The following is a 21,871-nucleotide window of genomic DNA, read 5'->3' as shown; positions in this document are numbered from 1 at the left end:
TATAAAAAATTATAATTTAAACTTTTTTATGTTATTTTTGAAGGGAAAATTTTATAAAAAGTAAATTTTTTGTAAATTGTCTTTAAAAAACAACTCGTTTTTAAGAGTTGGATTCTGATTGTTCTTTACAAAAATATAATAATTCTTCACCTTTTCATATTGCATAACGGTCATTTTTTTGGGAAAGATTATTCCATTTTCAAATTAAATAGTTATAATGTTTATTAATTTTAATTTCATAATGGTGAGTTACTGGTGAGAAAAAAACATCTTTTTTTGCAATTAAAACTCGTAAATACTGGTTACTTGGTTCAGGAATTATAAATAAAATTAAGCGATCATCCTCATAATCGTATTTATGATGGGGCAAAACGCTAATTGTTACTCAAGAATTATTTTTTTGTTCCATGGTTTTATTACTCCTTTGGGTAATGGTTCACATTCAAAAGTTCAATAATGAATAGATCGATAAAACTTTTGATAAGAAATACTAGAAAGAGTCATTGTTCATTTATATATTATGAATAAGCATTGATTTGAGTATTAGCGCCTAATCTTATCTTTATCATTATCTATCTACATTATATGCTACAACTAACATAAATTACTAATTTTTATCACAAATTTATTGAATGTTAAAGTTGCTGACCATTTTCTATGTTATAATATTAACAATTAAATGAGTTGCGAACGGTTAAAATTAATAATGTAAAGGAAATTTTCAATGAAAAAATTATTTACTGATAAAATGCTACTAATCTATCGGATTATAGGAGTTATTTTAATTTTTATTTTTTTAGTTCTTGATTTTATTTTAGTGTTAAGCACTGCTGGGGCTGACCACTTAAATTCTTATGGGGAACGCTTGAGTCATTATTATGCGTATTTTACGACCCAATCAAATTATTTGGTTTTTGGGTATTTTGTGTTTTATTTATTTCATAAAAAGTTTAAAAATACAAAACCTGATTTTATTATTCGGTTGATGGCCACCGTATACATTACAATGACCATGTTAGTTTTCTGGTTAGGGTTATTTACTCAGGGCGATATTGTTCAGGGGATGTCAGTGTATGAATGAATTTCAACTGTTATTTTACATACTGTTATTCCGGTGGCGATGATTTTAAGTTTCTGTATGACTGCTGGGGATGCTTTTTATAAGTTTAGTAATCATCATAAAGGAAACTACTGAATAATTTGTTTATATCCTTTTTTATATTTAATTTGTATATTAGTACGTGGCTATATTCGTCATTTAGACCATAAACCGGCAAACACTTTATTTCCGTATTTCTTTTTAGATTTTTATGCAACCAATGGGGTTGCCATGCTGGCGGCTGGGAGTGTTTTAGTCTTTGTTTTGTGTACATCGTTTCAATACTTTTTTATTTGGGTTAATAATTTATTTTATTTTAAAAGACAAATTAAAGAACATCACCCTGAAAAAGTTAAGGAAATTAAAACAATTATTGATATTAAAAAATATCAAAAACTTGATCATAAGGGGAAAATTGCGCTAATTTTAGCTATTGTTGTTGCTTGTTTTAATATTATTTTTTCGGTCTTATATTATACCTTACGAGATGTGTGATCAAAAGTTTTAAACTATCCTTATAATAATAGCATTGTGCTGGCCTTTAGTATTATCATTATTGTTTTTAGCACTATTACTATTGTGTTTAGTATCTTAGGTTTTGCTAATTTCTATTGAGCACGGATTATTGTCGGATTCTTATCCGTTGCTTTAATTTGTTTTAATTGAATTTGAATTGTAGGACCAATTTTTGATATTGCCATCGCGTTTATTTGTTTTAATAATCCAAAATATTCACAAGCTGATTTAGATTTATACCTAACGAAAAAGAAAACTAAAGTTGATCTTGAAAAAATTAAGTTGGATGATTAGTTGTTACGATCTTTGACATTTTAAATGTTTAAAAAATAATAATTATAATAATTAATTGTTAATTAATTTTTCGTTATAATAAACTTGTTAATAGAGTACACAAAGTACCTAACAAAATAATCTTTTGTTAGGTACTTTTTTATGGAAAACAAGTTTGAAGGGAACGCCAACAATGAAAAGAGATATTATATGCAATAGTTGCTGTAAAAAAATTTTAAGTTATCTAAAAAAGACTGGGCAAGAAAATACTATCATTTTAAATAATTTTGATGTTTATAAAATTAACATTAACCAAGATTTGGATGAAACTAATTTTGATCCGTTAATTATTTTTAAGTGTCGAAAAGTTTTTTTTGGGTTATTTTTAAAAGAAAATATCATAAATAATCCTCAAGATGTTAATAATGACACCCGTACCATTACACTACCAACTAGTTTAGTTGTTAAAAAATTCAAAGCAAGTAATCGGATTTTACGCAAAAAAAGGCAACGCTTTTTATTAGCAAACTTATCTAACTTATCATTAATAGGGGACAAAAGTCATTTTAATTTAATAACAACTCTCGATCATAAATGTGTCCCCACTCCTAAAAACGAAGTGAGTTATTATCATAAAACTATTTTAAATCAACACAAGCATTTTTTTAAAGCATTATTTTTAAAATCAAATTTACGATTTAAAATTAGTTTTATGTTAATAATTATTTTAATAATAGGATTAGCAATCGGCGGTTGACAAATTTTTATTAGTTTAAATCCTTCTGGTTCATCAGTTGACCACCGAATTAATATTTCTCAAGATGGGGGTGATTATTATAAATCGGCTGCCACTATTCAAAATACCTCATCAAAAGAATTATTATCCGCAGTTCAACATATTAGTAATTTAAATGTTGATTTGCAAAGTGCTATTAATGATAAGACAACTATTTTAACAACCCGTGATCCACTTCAATATGATGGGGGATATCACTTAATGAAAATTAATATTAATGCCAATCATTCTGAAATTTTTAAGGGAACTACTACAATTACAATGAATATTAAAGCTACTAAGTTTGACATTTCTCAGCTAAGCGGTGATTTTAGCCATAATAATCCGTTGCATATTGCTAATATTGATAATACTAGTTTATTAAATGCTCTTAAATTATTACCAAACTTAAATTCTAATTTAGCAAGTGCACTTCTTGATAAAGAAATCCAAATTTTTAATATTAAAGGTGCAATAATTCCTGATGGGTTTGCCCACCGCATTAGTTTTACCTTGGATGCTAATAACACTAATAATTTTAAAGGGCAACTTAATTGTCAATTAAATTTAATTTCGGATAAATTTGATATTTCTAATTTAAAAAATGATTATACAACATCACCACCCGTTACGATTCGAGATACTAGTTTTAATAGTCTGGTTTATTTAATAACTTCGGTAGCCGGGATGGATGACCATTTAATCTCCGCCGCCCAGGATCCAAATATTATTTTAACCCCCAAATCACCATTACCTGATGATGGTCAAAATCATTTATTAAAGGTAACAATTGATGCCACAAATACTTTGACATACAGTGAACAGTTAACGATTGCGTTAAAAGCCCAAGCAGGGAAAATGAATATTAGTAGTTTAAGCCAAGATTTAACTTCTAAACCTGCTGTTAGTGAACAAGATACTAGTTCTGAAAGTTTACTTGATGCATTGCAAAAAGTGCAGGGAATTAACCAAACAACTTTAAATGTTTTAAAAGAAAGCAACTTATTAATTATAACCTATTCTAAATTGCCAAATGATGGTGTTGCTCACGAACTTGATATTACTTTAAATGCTTATCAAACTTTAGATTATACCGGAATTGCGATAATTAAGTTAATGGCGAAAACAAGTAAAACAGATATTACTAATGCTGGGGGAAACTATACGGCTTATGGAAACATTATTAGTACCAGTGTTGATTCATCAGCATTAATTAAAGCATTAAAACAAATTAAGCAAACTAATCCTGTTATTTTAAGTGCAATTAGTGATCCCCGGGTAGTTGTTAGCACAACTTCAAAACTACCTCAGGATGATTTAGCCCATGACATTGAGATTACGGTTAATGCTAATGGATCGCAAGATTATACGGGAACTACCAACATTTTAGTTTCAATGGTTTATCCCAAAACAGATATTACCAATTGAAACCAAGATTTAACAAGTTCACCTGTTGTGATAGAACCAGATGTTAATCCAAAAGAACTATTTGATGCTTTAAAAAAAGTGAGCGGGTTAAATCCCCAATTAAAAAATATTTTAACCTTACCAGGAGTCACAATAACAACAGAATCAAAACTAATTAATGATAATCAACCCCACAAAATTAATATTATTATTGATGCAAATAATGCTGCTAGTTATAAAGGAAAAGCGACAGTAACTTTATTTATTAAAGCTAGCACAATTGATTTAAGCTATTTTAGTGGTAATTATTCGCAAGATGGTACCTTTATCATTAAAAATACTAGTCAAGATGAATTAATTAAAGCAATCAACGCAGATTCTAACATTAATCCAGTTTTAAAAAATGCTGTCCACGAAAACAAAATTATTGTTTCAACATCTGACAAGGTGCTTGCTACTGGCCAAGGTATTTTAATAACTATTACAATTGATGGGACTAATACAATTAATTATTTCAATAGTGCTAATATTAAATTAATGGTAATGATTCCTAAAAACCCTTTAATTGTTAATGTTCCTGCTGGAATACTATCAGTATCAAATAAAGTAGATGAATGAGGTGTTGTTGCAGAGTATAGTAGCGAATCACCACCCTTTGCGATGATTGACTGGACTAAATATGCTGATAATTGAGAAGACTTTATTCTTCAATATCCAATAATTACTGTTAACAAAATGGTTGGTAAAATTCATGCGGATGATTTTAGGATTTATGATCAAACAGTAACTTCCTTTGGTCCCTTAGCAGTTGATCGTGTCATTCCCCGAGATGGTAGTCAAAATTATCAAAAGGTTGCTAGCTTTTATAGTGCCCCGTATCCAACCGGTTGTGTCGGCGCTGATATTTATATTAAATTTTGAAAAGCCGGAAATTTCATTTATGTACAAGTTAAATCGTATGTTATTGGCGGAGGCTCATCATTCTCACATAAATATTCAACAAGTGCTATTGATGTTAGTCAAATTAAATTTAATTAAAAGCAAGATTATTAAATTTATCTTGACTTTTTTTCTTATTTTTTGTTATTATCACTTTGAAGTAATATTAGATTATTACCCTGAGGACCTTTTATGAAACCACAAAAAACATTTATAACATATAACTCAGTTTTACAAGCCGGTTTATGATGGAATTTCATTTTTGTAATTGCTAGTTTTTTGGTGTTCCTATTTTTTGGGATTTTATTATTAATTAATTTTAATAATCATTTTGGACCCACTGTACAGATTATTACAACTGGAATTGTTTTGGTAATTTTAGCAATCTTATGCTTGTTATTATTAATTTTCCCTAGTTTAATGGTGGGAATTGCGACCCCGTTACCCCAATGGTTAAAGATTTTAACGGGAATTATTGCGTTATTATGGTTAGTATTTCCGGGGGTAATGATTTTAACGGGAAAAGTTAATCCCGATAGTAGTAACTATAATAAACAACAGAAAAACTTTAAGAAAGCTCGCACGTGAATGATTGCAACAACCCCAATTATTACCGTGGTCACCGTTAGTTTAGGATTAACATGGTGCTTACCAATGATTGAAAATTTGAAACTTAAAATTATCAGTCAGGATTATGTCAGTGATACTTTTGGCATGCTTACTTTTCTTTTAATTAACCCAATTGCTTGATGTATAATATTAGCTAATAATTAAATTTATTATTTTTTACAAAAAAAGTGTTAAAAAAAATATTTTTTTTGCACTTAACACTTTTTTTTTTTTTTTTTAGTCTATATAATGATACTTGTTTAGTAAAAATGGACAGCGTTTTTCTAATTTAAACAAAAGGAGAAAAAACATGAAGAGATCAATTTGAACTTTATTTTTTGGTTCATTTTTAGTTTTACCGTTGGCTAGTATTATTAATTTTTTTGTTAATGATAATTTTAGTAATATTAATGATTTAAACCAAATTGTTAACCCCAGTCGGGAATGACCAGCGAAAAATAAAAATCAACTTCGAATTTGAGAATTTTTATATGATGATACCCAGCAAAAGATTGTAGCAGTCAATAATAAGATTTTAAATAATTTTTATGCTTTCTATAATAATGAATACCAAAAGTATAAACCAACTGCTGCTGAACATGCTGGGCAACCAGGTTATGATGAAATTGGAATTCCAAATGATGTTATTAATAAGTATATTAAAAATAACATTATTTTATCGTATGATATGCAAGTTTTTAGTGCGCTCAGTTTGCGCTCATATTATATTGAATTATCCATTAATAAAATTAATGATCCAACAAATAATACTATTAATCCAAATGAATATTTAAATTTATGAGTAATGAAGTATTTTACCGCGGGGATTTATTATCAATGAGCAAAAATTTGGGTCCCTGACTTAGGGCGGACTGTTGAAAAACCAATTGATATTGATTTCTATACTTTTGGTTCATTAGTTAAAAAAGATAGTAATGGCAATCCAATCTGAAGTGAAGGCCCTGATGAAGCGGCTGCCGCAAAGGTCAAACCATTATTAAAATTAGATCCCGTTATGAATAAACTAATTAATACCATATATGATGAATTATTTTTGAACCAGTAAGATGTTAATAGGAGCGACAACTAGATGATTATTTTAGAGAATATTAGTAAAAGTTATGGTAAAAATGAAGTGTTAAAAGATATTAATCTAAAAATTGCAGATTCAGAATCAGTCGCAATTTTAGGATCAAATGGGAGTGGAAAAACGACTCTTGTTGAAATTATTTCAGGGGTTTTAAAACCAAATAATGGCCATGTTTATTTTGTTGACCATAATAATGAAAAAGTTCATAAAAAAATTGGGGTCCAATTTCAAGATGGTTATTGACCAGCGGGAACAACACCAATGGATTTAATTAAATTTTATAAGGGAAAGGGTTATTTAACCACTATAGAAGGACAACAATTAATTGACGCTTGTGAATTAAAAAATATTTTAAAAAAAGACATTGCTTCGTTATCCGGGGGACAACGGCAACGATTCAATTGCTTTTTATCAATTTTAAATGATCCAGAAATTTTAGTGTTAGATGAATTAATTACGGGACTAGATTTAAAAATGCAAATTAAACTTGTGAATTTTTTCAAAGAATGGAAACAATTAAAGAAGATTAATTTATTAATTGTTTCGCACACTCCGGAAGAAGTTGAGATGTTGTGCGACCGGGTAATAATTTTAAAAGATGGTCTTGTTTATTTGGACCAAAATATTAACACGATTTTACAATTCTTAGTTATCATTGCGGAAAATGTTAATTAAATATTTTGAAGAGGAGGTTGGCTATGAAGACTAATTTTCTTGATCATTGTAAACCAACATTTTCAAAACTTAATAAAACAGCCAGCTTACTCTTTAAAGTAATTTTTACTAATCCGCGTACCTACATTTTTGTTTTTATTTTTTCTGGTTTATTGTCCATTTTGTGTTCATGGTTATGAAATACTTATAGTTTTTTTGTCATTTTACCACCCATTTTAATTAACTTTTTATCAATTTCAGTTTTTATTGTTAGTTTTTACTTAGGACTATATTTAGTGGAGTGGCGAAGAAAACAGTTTTTGAAAAAAATTAAATTAATTAATTTACATCAATATCATATTATTATAGTAGTTTTTCTATTAAACCTTGCTTTAACTAGTATCTCAGTTTTAATTAATATTATTTTATATAATATTTATTCGTTAATTCCAATTTTTAATTTCCACTTACCATTGCTTTCTAATATTAGACCATTTATTTGGTTACTTTATATCATAGGAATGATAATGTTAACGTTTTTCTTAACCCTATTATATGTGTGAATGGCCACGGCAATTTCCAACCGGAATTGGTCATTTGCTACCCTAACTATTGTCACTTTATTTTTATTAATCTTTTCAGATGTTATTTTACAACCAACAATTACTAATAAAATGTGACCATTTATTATTTTTGGTTATCTATGTCCAACCAAATATTTTATTTGATTTAACATGTTATTTACTTCCTATCAATTTCTAGACCCATTGGGAATTAGCCAAATTATTCAAGATTTTAATCAAGTCTCATTTATTGTTTTTAACCAAGTGTGAGAACCCTTCCTTGGTATTGTTGTTTTTATTGGTATTTTTAGCTATTTAACACCCAAATATTTTACCTGGGGAATGAAAGGATAAGATTAGATGCGAAAATTATGAATTTGTTTAAGTTTAGCAACAATAATTACTTTACCGTCAATGTTATTAACATCATGTTCAATTGGTAGCGCCAGTGGCAACCAATATCTAAATAGTCTCCCAAATTTTGACTGGGCCAGTGATGAGTATGGGGATGGAATTGCTTTTAATAATACTGACCAACATAATATGTTAGTTAATTCTCCCCACCAAATACCACTTGGTAATATTACTCCTGCGCATGAAGGAAGATATTTAGATTATTCCAAATTTAGTACTGGTTTTCAGTGAAGTCAAAATATTAAAAAACAAGCGGTAACCGGGGTGCCTCTTAATAAAGGGTTTATGCCAAATGGTAACTATGCCCAAGATTTTGGGGTTACTTCTTTAGCCCAAAAATATTTACGTCTTAATTCAATTTTAGATTGAAACCCCGCCACTGACTATGATGCCAAATATAATCGTAGTGTTGTTCCTTTACAACCCCGCAAATATGTTGCCACTTATAATTCTTCGGAGCAAAATGAAAATATTAAGTATAACCAATTAGGTTTTTCATCACGTAAACACCGTACTTTTGATAACACAATTGTGGGTACTAAAAATCCTTTTGAAAATACTAATTTGAATTGACAATATATTAATGAATATGTTAACTGGTCCGGATCATGGTTTGAAGGACCAATTGTTCCGCCACCCGCCGATGTAATTGATGCAGCCCATGTTAACGGAACACCTATTTTTGGAAATGTTTTTTTAGATGGTTATCATGGATTAACAAGAGAAATGCTGAAAGATTTTTTAGCACAAAATAGTGATGGTAGTTATAAAATTGTTGATATTCTAATTAACTTAGCCAAATATAATGGTTTTGATGGTTGGTTTATTAATAATGAAGCAAACGGGGCTGCTCCGAATGGTTCAATTTTGGATTATAATACAATGTATGAAATTATCAAAGAATTTAATTATAAAGTTGCTACTGCTAGTGATCCAAATATTAAAAAATTAAAAGTAATTTATTATCGTAATGATGCGACGGTTTCAAAAGGAAGTCATGGCTATGATGACCAAGAAACAATTAAAATGACAACCAGTGGTTATCAAAAACCAGATGGGGAAATTACTCCGACTGAAATTCAATTAAATTTTGGAGAGATTCCGGATAAAACGGTTGATTTCTTAAAAGATAACCCTAATTATCATCCTAGTGATTTGCACACAATGGTTGATGAGGGTGCTAATCCAAAGTATTTTGGAACATATGATTTTCGTCAGTTAGCTTATCAAGAACAGTTACGTGGAGGAAAACCTTCTTATAATAAAGATGTATATACTAGTTTTTCAACTTATTTAAATGCTGGCGCTGGGACTTTTGGAACAGATGCTTATAACTGAGCGAAGGCTAATGGCGTTAATAATCCGATTCGTGCTTATTTGTTTGCTACCCAAGTTACTAACTTATTTAATACCATTCAATTTTCAGGGACCAACACTTTTATTAGTAGTAATGATGAAGGTTTACAGTCAAATCGGTTTTTAAATGATTATCAAGGATTAAATCCTAGTGGTTCTTATCAACGAGCAGCATTTATTTCTGATCCTCGAATTAAAGCCGCTAATAAAGGAAAGGTTGATCCCTTTGTTGAACAAAAAATCTATGATTATCAAGGCCATGGGGGTTATAATTCTTCTAGTTATGGAATTGGTAGTTTAGTCAAAGAACAAACAACTTTATTTGATGAAGACCAACTTTTAAATAAACAAACCAATTTTTCAACTGGGAGTGGTGTGCAGTTTGTTGAACGTGATCAAAATGGTCAGCCAATTGCTGCTAATAATTATCCCTGAACTAATAAGAGACTAACCGATATTTTACCAACTTACCAATGAAAAATTTATGATGAATCTCAACGAGATAAACCATTAAATATTAATGCGCTGAGTGGTTTTTATGATTATGATACAGTCTACCAAAAGGGTAATTCAATTGCGATTGGTAGTGGCTTTAATAAAAATGGGGAAGTTTTACCCGCCGAGTGAGATAACAACAAAGTATATGACTGGGATATTTTTGGAACTAATTTAATTAGTAATAACCACCAAGTTAGTTTTATTTATTATGATGGATCAGATAATAATAGTAATGCGACAGTAAACTTCTGGGTAACTACTACTGACCAACAAACAATGATTCCTACTAGTCAAAGTATTATCCCTGATCATAGTGAAAAATTACCCGGGGGATGAGTAAAAATTGATTTAAATTTAAATAAGTTAAGCAATATTAGTTCTACCAATCGAATTGCTAAAATTGGTTTGCAAATTAAACCACAAACAAATAAGTTTAAATTTAATGTCGGCCAATTTGCAATTACTACACCATCAACTAATAATTACAATAATACTTCCTTAGAAATTAAAAATCCTGCTGCGGAATATGTTATTAACCGGATGGTTAATAATACAGAGTTATATAATATTCGTTTTGGGTGAGAAAGTACCCAGGCTACTAATTTAGACTATTATGCAATTTATTATCTTTATGAAGGGAAGTGGTATCGGATTGGCGAAACTACCCAAAATTATTATTTTGTGAAAGACTTACAAAGCACTGGCCACCAGATTACCTTAATGATTAAACCAGTTTTACAAAATAATTTACCCCAACCAGGGTATGTGATCAATGTTAATGTTTAGGAGGTCTTATGAAAATAAAAACACAACACCAAATGTTTAATCGTTGCATTAACTATATCTTTAAGTCTGTTTTAAAAACGACCAGAACTTATATTTATATGTTAATTGCCCCAATTGTTTTAATGACCCTGGTTTATTTTTTATGGTACCAAAGTATTTTAAAAAATAGTCGTTATATTTTAATTACGGCTTTTACATTATTACCCAGCTTATTTTTATTATTTTTAGTATCATATATTATTTGTGAATGACGAGATTCGGTTTTTATTAAACAACTAAAAAATTTTGGGATTAGTCGGTTCCAATTTATTAGTGCTTTATTAATTGTTTTGTTTACAACTAATTTTATAGCGGTGTTATTAGTCATTGGTTATTTATTTTTCTTAGATTCCTTTCGTCATCCTCATATTGTGCAAATTTGATTATTGCAAATGCACGCGGTTGACCAGTGATTGGGAGTTATTTTTGGTATTATTTTAAATATTCTAGTGGTATTCTTCCTATCTTTATTAGTTTCAGGAGCGTTAAAAAATATTTACTTAGTGCAGTCAATTAATATCTTAATTTTAGTGCTCTTTCTTTTCTTTGGTGATTTTTTTATCGACTTAGGATATGCGACAAGTAAAGCGGCAATTGTAGTTGGTTATTTTATTCCGCAAAAATATCTAACCTGAATTGTCTATATGTTTTATACCCAAAGTGAAATTAATAGTTATGGTTTTTTTCTAATTGTCCCAGCTATTGACCGCAATTTATCATTTTTATCAATTTACCAACCAATTTTTGGAACCCTAATTTTTCTGGGACTCTTTAGTGTTAGTTCCTACTTTGCTTTCTTAATGGGAACGAAGCGTTAAGATTATTAATAATTTTGAACAATTTTAATTTTTAAGATTAGTAAAAGAAGTTAATTTTGCTAGCGATATAATTAAACCAAGAATAATAAAATAATAATTTTATTAAAAGGAGGAAGCCCTATGAAACACTTATTAGTTTTATGCGGAGTAATTGGTTTAACAACACCGCTAGGAAGTTTAATCACTAATAATGGAGAAGATGTTCATACTGCAACTCTCGCTCCGGATGGTAAAAACTATCTTACCCCTGATTACTATGGAATAACTGTTCGCTTATTTATTAATCATCAAACATGGGGAACAATGTGAAATGAATACTATCAGGATTTTAATATTAAACCACCATTTGAAATTGCTAATGACTATGCTAATATTATTAGCAAATTTCCCCATGCCGCTACGATCCAGCCGAATATTACAACCTACCAACGTTTGGCAATGATTGCATATTTAAATGCTTATCAAATTCAAAGTATTAATGCGAAGGGAACCAAAGGTGTTAATATTTTAATTGGAATTTTTGACACCGATTATCGCTTAGATAGTATTACCTTACAATAACCTAAAAAAAATAAATTCTAGTAAGAATTTATTTTTTAATTAATTAAATATTTAAATAATAAGTATCATGGTCTTTAAAATTATAAAATATTAAAGTATTGTCAATTTTTCCTAATCCAATCCCCGGGATTTTTAAATCAGTTGTCTTCCCATCAGCAGATAATAAATATAATTTTTGATCATTAGTTGTAAAAGTTAAGTAATTATTATCTATTATAGTATAGGTTGTGAAAGTATAATTAATTTTTATTACTTGCCCACTTGGTGTTATTAATGAACTTGGATCAAATAAAAGAACTTTATTTTGGTCCCAGTATTGTGGGGTATTTCCCAGGCACGGTAGACTAGTCAATCCACCATTTTGGTCAAGTTCATAGATTTTACTATCGCTTGTTGATACTAAAATTTTATTTGTTGTATATTTCGATAATGAATCAATTTTGATTTGGGTAATCGGAGTTAAACTAATGTTATTATTATTTATTTTTAGCAATGCATGGGTATTATTCAAGGTGGTAAGTACCCCTCAATGTTCATTTGCCATTGTTACATAGTCCCCAGCATATGCAATTGGCGTTACTTGTTTAGTTTGAACATTAATAATTTCTGAATTTTTAAGTGATTGTCCGGATAAAGTGGGATTATTTAAATATAAGTTATCCGTTATTTTATAAAAATTACTTGATGGGTGATGTCATTTTGTAATTTTACCGTTTTCATTAATAAGATAAGTGTTACCATCACTAATGGTATATAATGCGGTGGTTGCGTTTAAAATAATTAAATTAGAATCAAAACTAAAAGGAATGTCTAGCTTTTGTTTTGTTCCGGTTGTTGTTATTAAATAATAGGCATTTGGTGTCACCACGATTCCCTGGTGAGCATTAAAAGGCAAGAAGAAGTTAGGGTTAACTGCTCCCTGACCAATTTTTAAATTTAAATCAATAAATTTATTATTTTTAGCAATTAGATAAATTTCATTCGTTTTGGCTTCGGCCCCAATCGCGAAGTGACTATTTGGTCAAGTGTTAACGTATTTAAATGTTTTATCTAATTTAACTGGTTGATAATTTGTTACTTTTGTTACATGTTGATAATCATTGTTCTTCATAAGATCAAAACCATTGATACTACTAGTAGCAATTACTAGTGGACATAATAATGTTAATAATTTTTTCATTATTTATTCCTCCTAATGAATCCGTTCCCGTAGTTAATATTCTTAATAGTTGGATTTAAAAGTAACAGAATATATAATTTTTTCAATTAAAATATAACACATTTTAAGAATTGAAAGTTTTATTATTTTTAAACAAAAAAATAGACAAAAAAATAGATAAGGATTATTTTTTAAGTAGTTAAAAATTAGTAAAATTATTTATTTTTTATAATATTTTGTTGACTTTTAAATTGTTTGTTTGTTAATATCTAAGTTAGATAATTTAATAGAATAGGCGAGAAACATATTGGTATTAAAATTATCAAGAGATTAAAATTAGTTTTTAAAGAGGGTAGTTTGATAATTAATTTTAATCTAATCTTATATTTATTTACATTATTTTATATATCAAGATATTAATTTTTTAAGGATATTTTAGGAAGGTATTAATGATATGAAGAAGTTATTATCATTTTTTAGTGCGCTTAGTTTAGCAATAACAAGTACAACTAATATTGTTGCATGTAGTTCTAGTGAGAATTCAAGTGTAACTCGAAATAAGCAAGAAATAACGCCTGAAAACTTAGATAAGTTTTTCTCATCACATATGACATGAGATTTTAAAGATCAATTCTTTTTTAAGGATAAAAATAAACAAACAGAAGAAGAAAACACTAGATTCGATTATATTTCGACAGGTTTAATGACAAGCAATTTATTTACTTTAGTTAAAAATAAATTTGATAATTTATTTGAATATAATGACAAAGACTATTGGTTTTCAATTCTTTTTCAAAATGATGAAGTTTTTGATAAATCAGGTATTATACTTAATAATTTATATAAATTACCTTTTGATGTAGTTGTAACTCCAAAAGATAAATCATGATCTTATCGGAAAGAAAATCTTGTATTAAATTTTGAAGAAACTAAGATTTATTCTAAGCAAGTTTGGTTAGAAAAATTTATTAAGTTTTATGCAGAAAACAATATAGAAAGAAAAACACCTGCAACAAATTTACCCAATTTTAATCAGTTATTTCTTACAAGTATTATGGAATCAACAAGTAATTTAAATAAATACAAAGAAAACAATTCTGCTTATGTAGTGAAGCATGTATCAGAAGAATTGACTTATCTTTTTAGCGGAGAAAAAGATTTTCCTGATACGCGTTGATTATATGAAGATTACAAAATCAATTTTAATATTAAAAATTACCACTATCTTAGTGATGATTTAGACATGCCATATGTAATTTATTTTAATTCTGATTTTACTGCTTCTTTTTTAAATGAGCCTGAAATTAATTTTTCTTCTAACTCTAATTTTAGTGTGCTTTTTGTTTAGTTATGAAGCTTAAATTTTTAAATTCAAAAAGAAGCATCTCAATATTCTCTGCTATTTGCGTATTGTCTGTTGCAACTATAGTAGCTACGGTTTCAACGGTGGTTGCGCATAATAAAGTTAAGGATAAAGTATATTATAAGTTTGATGGGAAAGTGTTTAATTCAAATCAAGAGATTATGGATTATGTTAATTCAAAAGCCCAAAAAGTATCGTATACTACGGAAAATAGTTATTTTACTTATAATGATAAGAGTTATGGTATTGATGAAAACTCAAAATTAAAATCAGATTTATTAACTGCTAATCCATTAAAAGAAGTTAAAACATATCGTAATCCTGCACAATATATAATTAATAGTGCTAGTGAAGTTTCAAATCAAGTTTTAACTAATACTAATAAAAAATTGGGAGTTGTTTATAAAGGAAAAGATGGTAATGTTTATCTAAATAAAGATGATGCAATTAAAACATATGAAGATTATCAAAAGGTTTATAAATTAGGAAACATTAATGACTCAAGTACTGCTAGTGTGGAATTTAATAACAAGTATGAAGCGATTCAGTATTTAGAAAATGTTGTGAAACCAAACATTAATGAAAATAATAAAACTAGTTGTTATCAAATGGCGGGGACATGTCTAACAAGAGATCAAATTTCTGATTGGATTAAATCAACAACTGACATTGAATATGACTATAATGGTTATAAATTTAGTCGGTTACATCATCCTGATCTTTCGCAAATGAAATTAACTGAAAAAGAAAAAGCAGTTAATATTTAGAGAATATAAAGATTTTAAAAATAGTTTTTGGTTTGATATTCTTAAGAAGCCACCACTAGGAGTATAGTTTTTTTTTTTTTTTTGTAATTAATTAAAATTTGGAAAAAATATTTATTTTTTTATAAAATTTTGTTGACTTTAATTGTCTGTTTGTTAATATCTAAGTTAGATAATTTAATAGTGGACGAGAAACATATTGACATTTAAATTATCAGGAGATTAAAATTAGTTTTTAAAGAGGGTAGTTTAATAATTAATTTTAGTCTAATCTTATATTTATTTACATTATTTTTATATATAAAGATATTAATTTTTTAAGAATATTTTAGAAAGGTATTAATGATATGAAAAAATTATTATCATTTTTTAGTGTGCTTAGTTTAGTAATGATAAGTACAACTAATATTGTTGCATGTAGTTCTAGTGAGAATTCAAGTGTAACTCAAAATAAACAAGAAATAACACCTGAAAACTTAGATAAGTTTTTCTTATCACATATGACATGAGATTTTAAAGATCAATTCTTTTTTAAAGATATAAATGAACAAACAAAAGATGAAAGTATTAAATTTTATGGTTCTATTGAATCTATGCTTGTATATTTATTGTCTAATATGATAGAGCAAGAATTTAATATTATGTTTAATTATAAAAAATCTGATTTTTTCTTTTTAGTTAATTTTGATAATTCTGGTTTTTTTGATAGTTATGGGATTTCAATTGATGAATTATATAAATTATCTTTTTCTGTAATTGTTAGTTCTAAAAATAATCAAAATGAGTGGATTTATAAAAAAAAATAATTTAGTTTTTAATTTTCAAGAAACGAATATTTATTCAAAAAAAGATTGGCTAAAAGAGTTTATTATTTTTTGTATGAATATAAAGACCATTATGTGAGTTAATAAAACAAGTAATATTCAAGTATTTGATGTACCTATTGATGATTCAAATTCTAAAATTAATGAATATAAAAAAGAAAACTCTAAATATGCAATTAATTATGCTACAGAAAACTTAAATTTAAGTTTTAGTGGTAATAAAAATATTAATGATTTGTCTTCTTTTTATGAAGATTATAAAATTTTATTTAAAATAAAAAATTATAAATATATCTATGAAAAAAGTGAAGATACAAATATTATTTATTTTAATTCGGATTTTATTGCTTATTTTGAAAATAATTCAAATGTTTCTTTTTCGACTAATTCAAATTTTGCGGTTTTTTTAAATGATGAAATTTAAATTTTTAAATTCAAAAAGAAACATTTCAATATTTTCTGCTATTTGTGTATTGTCTGTTACGACTATAGTAGCTACGGTTTCAACAGTGATAGCGCATAATAAAGTTAAGGATAAAGTATATTATAAGTTTGATGGGAAAGTGTTTAATTCAAATCAAGAGATTATGGATTATGCCAATTCAAAAGCCCAAAAAGTATCTTATACTACGGAAAACAATTATTTTACTTATAATGATAAGAGTTATGGTATTGATGAAAATTCAAAATTAAAATCAGATTTATTAACTGCTAATCCCTTAAACGAAGTTCAAACATATCGTAATCCTGCACAATATATAATTAATAGTGCTGGTGAAGTTTCAAATCAAGTTTTAACTAATACCAATGAAAAATTGGAAGTTGTTTATAAAGGAAAAGATGGCAATGCTTATCTAAATAAAGATGAGGCAATTAAAACATATGAAGATTATCAAAAGGTTTATAAATTAGGAAACATTAATGACTCAAGTACTGCCAGTGTTGAATTTAATAATAAGTATGAAGCAATTCAGTATTTAGAAAATGTTGTGAAACCAAACATTAACGAAAACAATAAAACTAGTTGCTACCAAATGGCAGGGGCATGTTTAACAAGAGATCAAATTTCTGATTGAATTAAATCAACAACTGATATTGAATATGACTATAATGGTTATAAATTTAGTCGGTTACATCATCCTGATCTTTCACAAATGAAATTAACTGATGAAGATAAGGCAATTAATATTAGAGAATATAAAGATTTTAAAAATAGTTTTTGACTTAATATTGATACTTCAGGAATGCGAGGATCATTAACGGGTACACAATATATTGAGACAAATGATACACCTCAAACAGTTATTTCAAAACTTGCAACAGGTTGAGTAAAAACTTCAGGTTTAACTATGAATTATGAACTTGCTTCCTTAGTAATGATGACTGATATGATTAATTTATTTATGAATCAATCTAGCCAACATAATAATGATTTTGATGTAAAAAGAGATTTATTTAATAGTGATAATTTACATTATCAAAAATTTAATAAATTATTTGCCAAAGCAAATAGTATATTTGATAGTACCGGTGATAAGAAAGATAGCTATCTATTAGTTAGTTCTGTCAAAACTTCTATTAATAGTCTTAAAAATATAAAAGGTATGTCTACTTTTTATAAAACACTAATTTTTCTTCAGAGAGTTTACCAATATACATTATTGTGTAATCATTTGAGCAAAGAAAAAGCTGCCCTAGAATTTGAGAACTTTTTGAAAGAAACTTTAAAAAATCTAATTAATCAACATGCTGGATTATTAGCACATACATTAGATAAAATTTTTGAACCTTCAGTTTCTTGAGCAGGTAGTGATGAAGAGTTATCAATACCAGAAATAATTCATTTATTTTTAAATCCTGCTCATTTTGCTTATTCTTCTCCTTCAAAACAAAATCTTTTACAAGGTATTCTTCAAGATACACAAGCATATTGAGATAATTTATTTGGAACTATTCAAGAAGCTGAAAAAGAAGCTGCTCAGGGTCATTCAGCGACTGGAAAAGCTATTGAAGCAATCATTGGTGCAGTGTCGCAAACTATTGACCAAGGTTCAGAATTTTATGATGAAAATGGTAAATTAATTGAAAAAACTAAATTAAAAGAACAAACTAAAAATCTAAATACATTATTAGAAATTACTGATGATATATCACACTTTGTTATAAATAGTGCGAAAGTAGTAGGAGGTATTTTAAATTGTCTTAGTTCAATTGTTAAAGGGCTAGATATTGTTAAATCAATTTGAGAAATTACACAAACATTATCACCAGTAAGTTATGTTACCTATAAATGTGATTTAGGAGATAATCAAGTCTTATATTATTCAACAACTGAATATAAAATCCCGTTAGTTGGAATTACGCTTTTTCCCGATAATCCCGGTGATCACTTTCAAGTAACACCAGTTTTTACTGGAATGGCTATGAAAGTACCAGATGATAATCAAAATACAAAATACTATACTGTTTTAGGTTCAATTTTTGATAATGAAGAAAAAGCAGAAGATTATTTGAAACATTATATTATTCGTAACCCCGAAGATTTTAAGACAGTGAAAGAATTTTATATTACTATCATGGGTAAAAATGATCATTTAGAAGTTAAAAAAGATAAAGATAAGGTAGATAATAATTCCAACCAAGTAGTTGCTGAACGTGCTGAGTTAGATAAATTTGTTGATTATATCTTTGATCGTTATTTTAAAACAAATGTTAATTATAAATATTTTGATGGGATTAATGAATTCTTTGATAATGCATTAGATGCTGTTCATAGTTTAGAAAATAAAATTACTGCTTCAAAATTTGTTATTAAATATAAATTTATTGATAATAGTGGGATTGCTAGATATTATGATTCCTTAGCGGAGTTAAAAAGTGTTGAAGATAATTATATTGAAAATACTTATTTAACTTCAAAAACAATCTTAACAACTGATTTAGTTAAGACAATTACTTACGATCGTTTAGAAGAACAGTTAGGAAATTATTTTAAAGTTTATAGTGTGCTATTTAATGGGGTAATGCATTATTTCTTAACTAACGATGATGCTTATACCTATCTTTATCACCATGCTAATATTGCTTATCACCATGATAAAACAATTAATTATTATGTTTATTTTGGACCCCAAAAATTTAATAGTCCTGATGATTTTTATATGTGAATACAAAATAATACTACATTAGTAAATGATAGAGGAGAGGTGATTACCAATGGGCATTAGTATTTTAAAAACTATTATTGCCGCTGGCGTTTTAACAATTTCCCCAGTGGCAATAACCACTAGTATGGTAATGACTAATGATAATAAGGCAGGTTCTCCGCGTGATGCAATGTTTGAAACAATTAAAAAAAGTTCAAAAGTAACAGCAACTACAACCCAATGAACTTATGATAATCATAAATTTTATTCTGAAAGTGATTTGAATAATTATATTTATATTCATAATAAGGTTGAAACAATTCAAACAACTTCTAATCCGGGCAAAATTATTACTGATTATCAATACCACTTATTAGATCCAAATCAAATTTATGATACTGATATCAATAATTATCAGTTAGTTTATCAAGATGCTTTTGGTAATGCCGCGTTGTCAAAAGAGCGGGCTTTAAATTCTTATACCAATAATGGATTAGTTAAAGAAAAGTACGGTTATGATGGTACTCATTGGTACGATTCCCCTCAAGAAGCAAAGGATGGTTTTATTTATAAAGGTGGATTACGAAAATCTTTATATTATTATGTAAGTGGTCGTTATTATAATGTCTTTAATAAACAAGACCAAACTGATTTATTAAAAGTATTAACTGATGGTTATCATTTAAAACCCAGTGATTTTACTAATGGGGTTTCGCTATATGGAACTGAACAAAGTTTTCGAAATGTTGTGCAAGATAATTTTCGAAATGTTTGAGGAGCTCCAGAATCACATAATAAAATAAATTATAAAAATTATATGAATTTTTCTAATACCCATAAAATTTATTTAAGCCCTGGTGGTGGAGATTTGATGAAAGTTAAGAATAATAAAACTGGCGATTATATGGAAGTTGGTCATGGTGATAGTGTGGTAATTGATGATATTGATGATCAATGAACAATTGCTGATTTTACAGAATCCAAACGAAATTGAGCGCAAAGTAAGCAATGTGATGATTGATCTTGTTCAGTTGGAAAATATTATTATACCAAAAACTTTCATTCTGCTAATAGATCTTATACTTTAACATATTTACCGGCTAGTTCCGGGTCCGCTTGACGAGCAACTAATTTTAGTTTTGGTAATATTTCAAGCTCTGAAACATTTGATGCTGATGTTTTATTATATGACAAACCACTAACCAATCCTTCCAAACATTCAATTTGAAGAGTTCATCTTAATCATCAGGTTAATAACTATGTGGAAATTCCAACGGAATATATTTTAGAAGCTTATGACACCTGGTTTAATTATTTTTATGATAATGACTTTTTAAAATTAGATAAAGTTGCTTCCAATGGCACTCGCTATAACGACTATGGTGTTTATGCTGATACATTATATGATGTTAATGGTCAGCATGGTTATAAATACTCCGTTACTGATAGTATTAACTATTATAATAATTATTTAAAACCTCAAATTTTAGCGCAACCAGTAATTGATAAAAATGGTAATAAATTATATAAATTGCGGGATGATTTTTATGCGACTCAACAAGAAGTTAATGATTATTTATTCTTAGAAGGAATTGTCGATACGCGCTTAATGTATACCTTTTTAGATGTCCAGGATATTTCTTCCCAAGATGGTTTATCCTTAGCGCCAACGCAAGCGGAAGCGCAAGAAAAATTATTTCAGTTACAAGCGGGGGTACTATTAAAAGAATTCTTTGCCTATGATGTCTATGGTAATTATGTGTTATCTGGAGATAGTGGGGAAGAAGCAATTCGAAAACTCCAACAAGCAATTACTTTAACTGGAAAATATGTTCATCAAAAAGAAATTGCATCCTGACAAAATCGTAGTCATAGTTATGATAGTATCATTAGTGATGGTCACTATATTGTTTACCGGGTTTATAGTTCCCAACGGGCCCAAGCAGGGTTAACCCCATATTTATATTTTGATAATTATAATTATGCTTTAAATGCAATTAAAGCAGGAATTAATGGCCAAATTATGATTGATACAACTACTGTTAACATTTATCTGTATATTTATATTGATAAAAATAACCACCAACACTCATACTCATATATTAATGATGAAGAAATTAATAATATTATTGATGAAATTATGAAGTTAAATAATAATTAAACAGATGTTATTTTATTATAAAATTAAAAAAATTCTTCCCTGAATATTGGGGATTTT

General features: G+C 27.9%; 17 protein-coding genes. 15 read left to right on the top strand and 2 right to left on the bottom strand.

The annotated features are described in order from the left end of the window. Positions 1 to 100 precede the first annotated feature (100 nt). Positions 101 to 409: a hypothetical protein gene (locus SERIO_RS04250; RefSeq protein ID WP_047791619.1), complete on the bottom strand. Its 309-nt coding sequence runs from the start codon at positions 407 to 409 to the stop codon at positions 101 to 103. Positions 410 to 724: 315 nt separating this feature from the next. On the opposite strand from SERIO_RS04250, the gene SERIO_RS04245 reads away from it, so the two are divergent. The 9 genes from SERIO_RS04245 (at position 725) to SERIO_RS04205 (ending at position 12,397) form a co-directional block, all read left to right on the top strand. Further along, positions 725 to 1,909, top strand: a complete 1,185-nt coding sequence (locus tag SERIO_RS04245; protein WP_047791618.1) for a hypothetical protein — start codon at positions 725 to 727, stop codon at positions 1,907 to 1,909. Positions 1,910 to 2,081: 172 nt separating this feature from the next. After that, positions 2,082 to 5,108, top strand: a complete 3,027-nt coding sequence (locus tag SERIO_RS04240) for a hypothetical protein (protein ID WP_047791617.1) — start codon at positions 2,082 to 2,084, stop codon at positions 5,106 to 5,108. A 93-nt stretch (positions 5,109 to 5,201) separates the two neighbouring features. Further along, positions 5,202 to 5,783 (top strand): hypothetical protein, encoded by a 582-nt coding sequence (locus tag SERIO_RS04235; RefSeq protein ID WP_047791616.1) that lies wholly within the window; start codon positions 5,202 to 5,204, stop codon positions 5,781 to 5,783. 145 nt (positions 5,784 to 5,928) lie between these two features. Next, entirely contained in the window at positions 5,929 to 6,684 is a 756-nt protein-coding gene (locus SERIO_RS04230) for a hypothetical protein (protein WP_047791615.1), read from the top strand. Between the two features lie 24 nt (positions 6,685 to 6,708). Further along, positions 6,709 to 7,383, top strand: coding sequence for an ATP-binding cassette domain-containing protein (locus SERIO_RS04225; RefSeq protein ID WP_079450800.1), 675 nt, complete (start codon positions 6,709 to 6,711; stop codon positions 7,381 to 7,383). A gap of 23 nt (positions 7,384 to 7,406) precedes the next feature. Then, entirely contained in the window at positions 7,407 to 8,279 is an 873-nt protein-coding gene (locus SERIO_RS04220) for a hypothetical protein (RefSeq protein ID WP_047791614.1), read from the top strand. Between the two features lie 6 nt (positions 8,280 to 8,285). Continuing rightward, positions 8,286 to 10,979 carry an endo-beta-N-acetylglucosaminidase gene (locus tag SERIO_RS04215; protein ID WP_047791613.1) on the top strand — a complete coding sequence of 898 codons (2,694 nt, stop codon included), beginning with the start codon at positions 8,286 to 8,288 and terminating at the stop codon, positions 10,977 to 10,979. An 8-nt stretch (positions 10,980 to 10,987) separates the two neighbouring features. Next, a complete protein-coding gene (locus SERIO_RS04210; RefSeq protein WP_047791612.1) occupies positions 10,988 to 11,836 on the top strand; it encodes a hypothetical protein in 849 nt (282 codons plus the stop codon). 120 nt (positions 11,837 to 11,956) lie between these two features. Further along, positions 11,957 to 12,397, top strand: a complete 441-nt coding sequence (locus tag SERIO_RS04205; protein ID WP_047791611.1) for a hypothetical protein — start codon at positions 11,957 to 11,959, stop codon at positions 12,395 to 12,397. Positions 12,398 to 12,440: 43 nt separating this feature from the next. Here the strand turns inward: SERIO_RS04205 and SERIO_RS04200 are convergent, their stop codons facing one another. Further along, positions 12,441 to 13,577 (bottom strand): hypothetical protein, encoded by a 1,137-nt coding sequence (locus tag SERIO_RS04200; protein ID WP_047791610.1) that lies wholly within the window; start codon positions 13,575 to 13,577, stop codon positions 12,441 to 12,443. Positions 13,578 to 14,010: 433 nt separating this feature from the next. On the opposite strand from SERIO_RS04200, the gene SERIO_RS04195 reads away from it, so the two are divergent. The 6 genes from SERIO_RS04195 to SERIO_RS04165 all read left to right on the top strand — a co-directional run bounded on the left by SERIO_RS04195 (position 14,011) and on the right by SERIO_RS04165 (position 21,814). Beyond that, on the top strand, positions 14,011 to 14,904 hold the full coding sequence (locus tag SERIO_RS04195) for a lipoprotein (protein ID WP_047791609.1): 894 nt from the start codon (positions 14,011 to 14,013) through the stop codon (positions 14,902 to 14,904). Positions 14,905 to 14,906: 2 nt separating this feature from the next. Further along, a complete protein-coding gene (locus SERIO_RS06320; RefSeq protein WP_158500495.1) occupies positions 14,907 to 15,686 on the top strand; it encodes a hypothetical protein in 780 nt (259 codons plus the stop codon). 344 nt (positions 15,687 to 16,030) lie between these two features. Then, the gene (locus SERIO_RS04185) at positions 16,031 to 16,489 is read left to right on the top strand and encodes a lipoprotein (protein ID WP_047791608.1); all 459 of its coding nucleotides are present in this window, start codon (positions 16,031 to 16,033) and stop codon (positions 16,487 to 16,489) included. Between the two features lie 73 nt (positions 16,490 to 16,562). Beyond that, on the top strand, positions 16,563 to 16,931 hold the full coding sequence (locus tag SERIO_RS04180) for a hypothetical protein (RefSeq protein WP_148553463.1): 369 nt from the start codon (positions 16,563 to 16,565) through the stop codon (positions 16,929 to 16,931). Next, positions 16,918 to 19,734, top strand: coding sequence for a hypothetical protein (locus tag SERIO_RS04170; RefSeq protein WP_053040847.1), 2,817 nt, complete (start codon positions 16,918 to 16,920; stop codon positions 19,732 to 19,734). The genes SERIO_RS04180 and SERIO_RS04170 overlap by 14 nt, the downstream gene beginning before the upstream one ends. Then, entirely contained in the window at positions 19,724 to 21,814 is a 2,091-nt protein-coding gene (locus tag SERIO_RS04165) for a hypothetical protein (protein WP_047791606.1), read from the top strand. The genes SERIO_RS04170 and SERIO_RS04165 overlap by 11 nt, the downstream gene beginning before the upstream one ends. The last annotated feature ends 57 nt before the right edge of the window (positions 21,815 to 21,871 follow it).

Origin of the sequence: Spiroplasma eriocheiris (assembly GCF_001029265.1) — a bacterium.
Taxonomy (GTDB): Bacteria; Bacillota_I; Bacilli_A; order Mycoplasmatales; family Mycoplasmataceae; genus Spiroplasma; species Spiroplasma eriocheiris.
The sequence above is the reverse complement of the archived record's forward strand: the minus strand, read 5'-3'. Positions and strand labels throughout refer to the sequence as shown.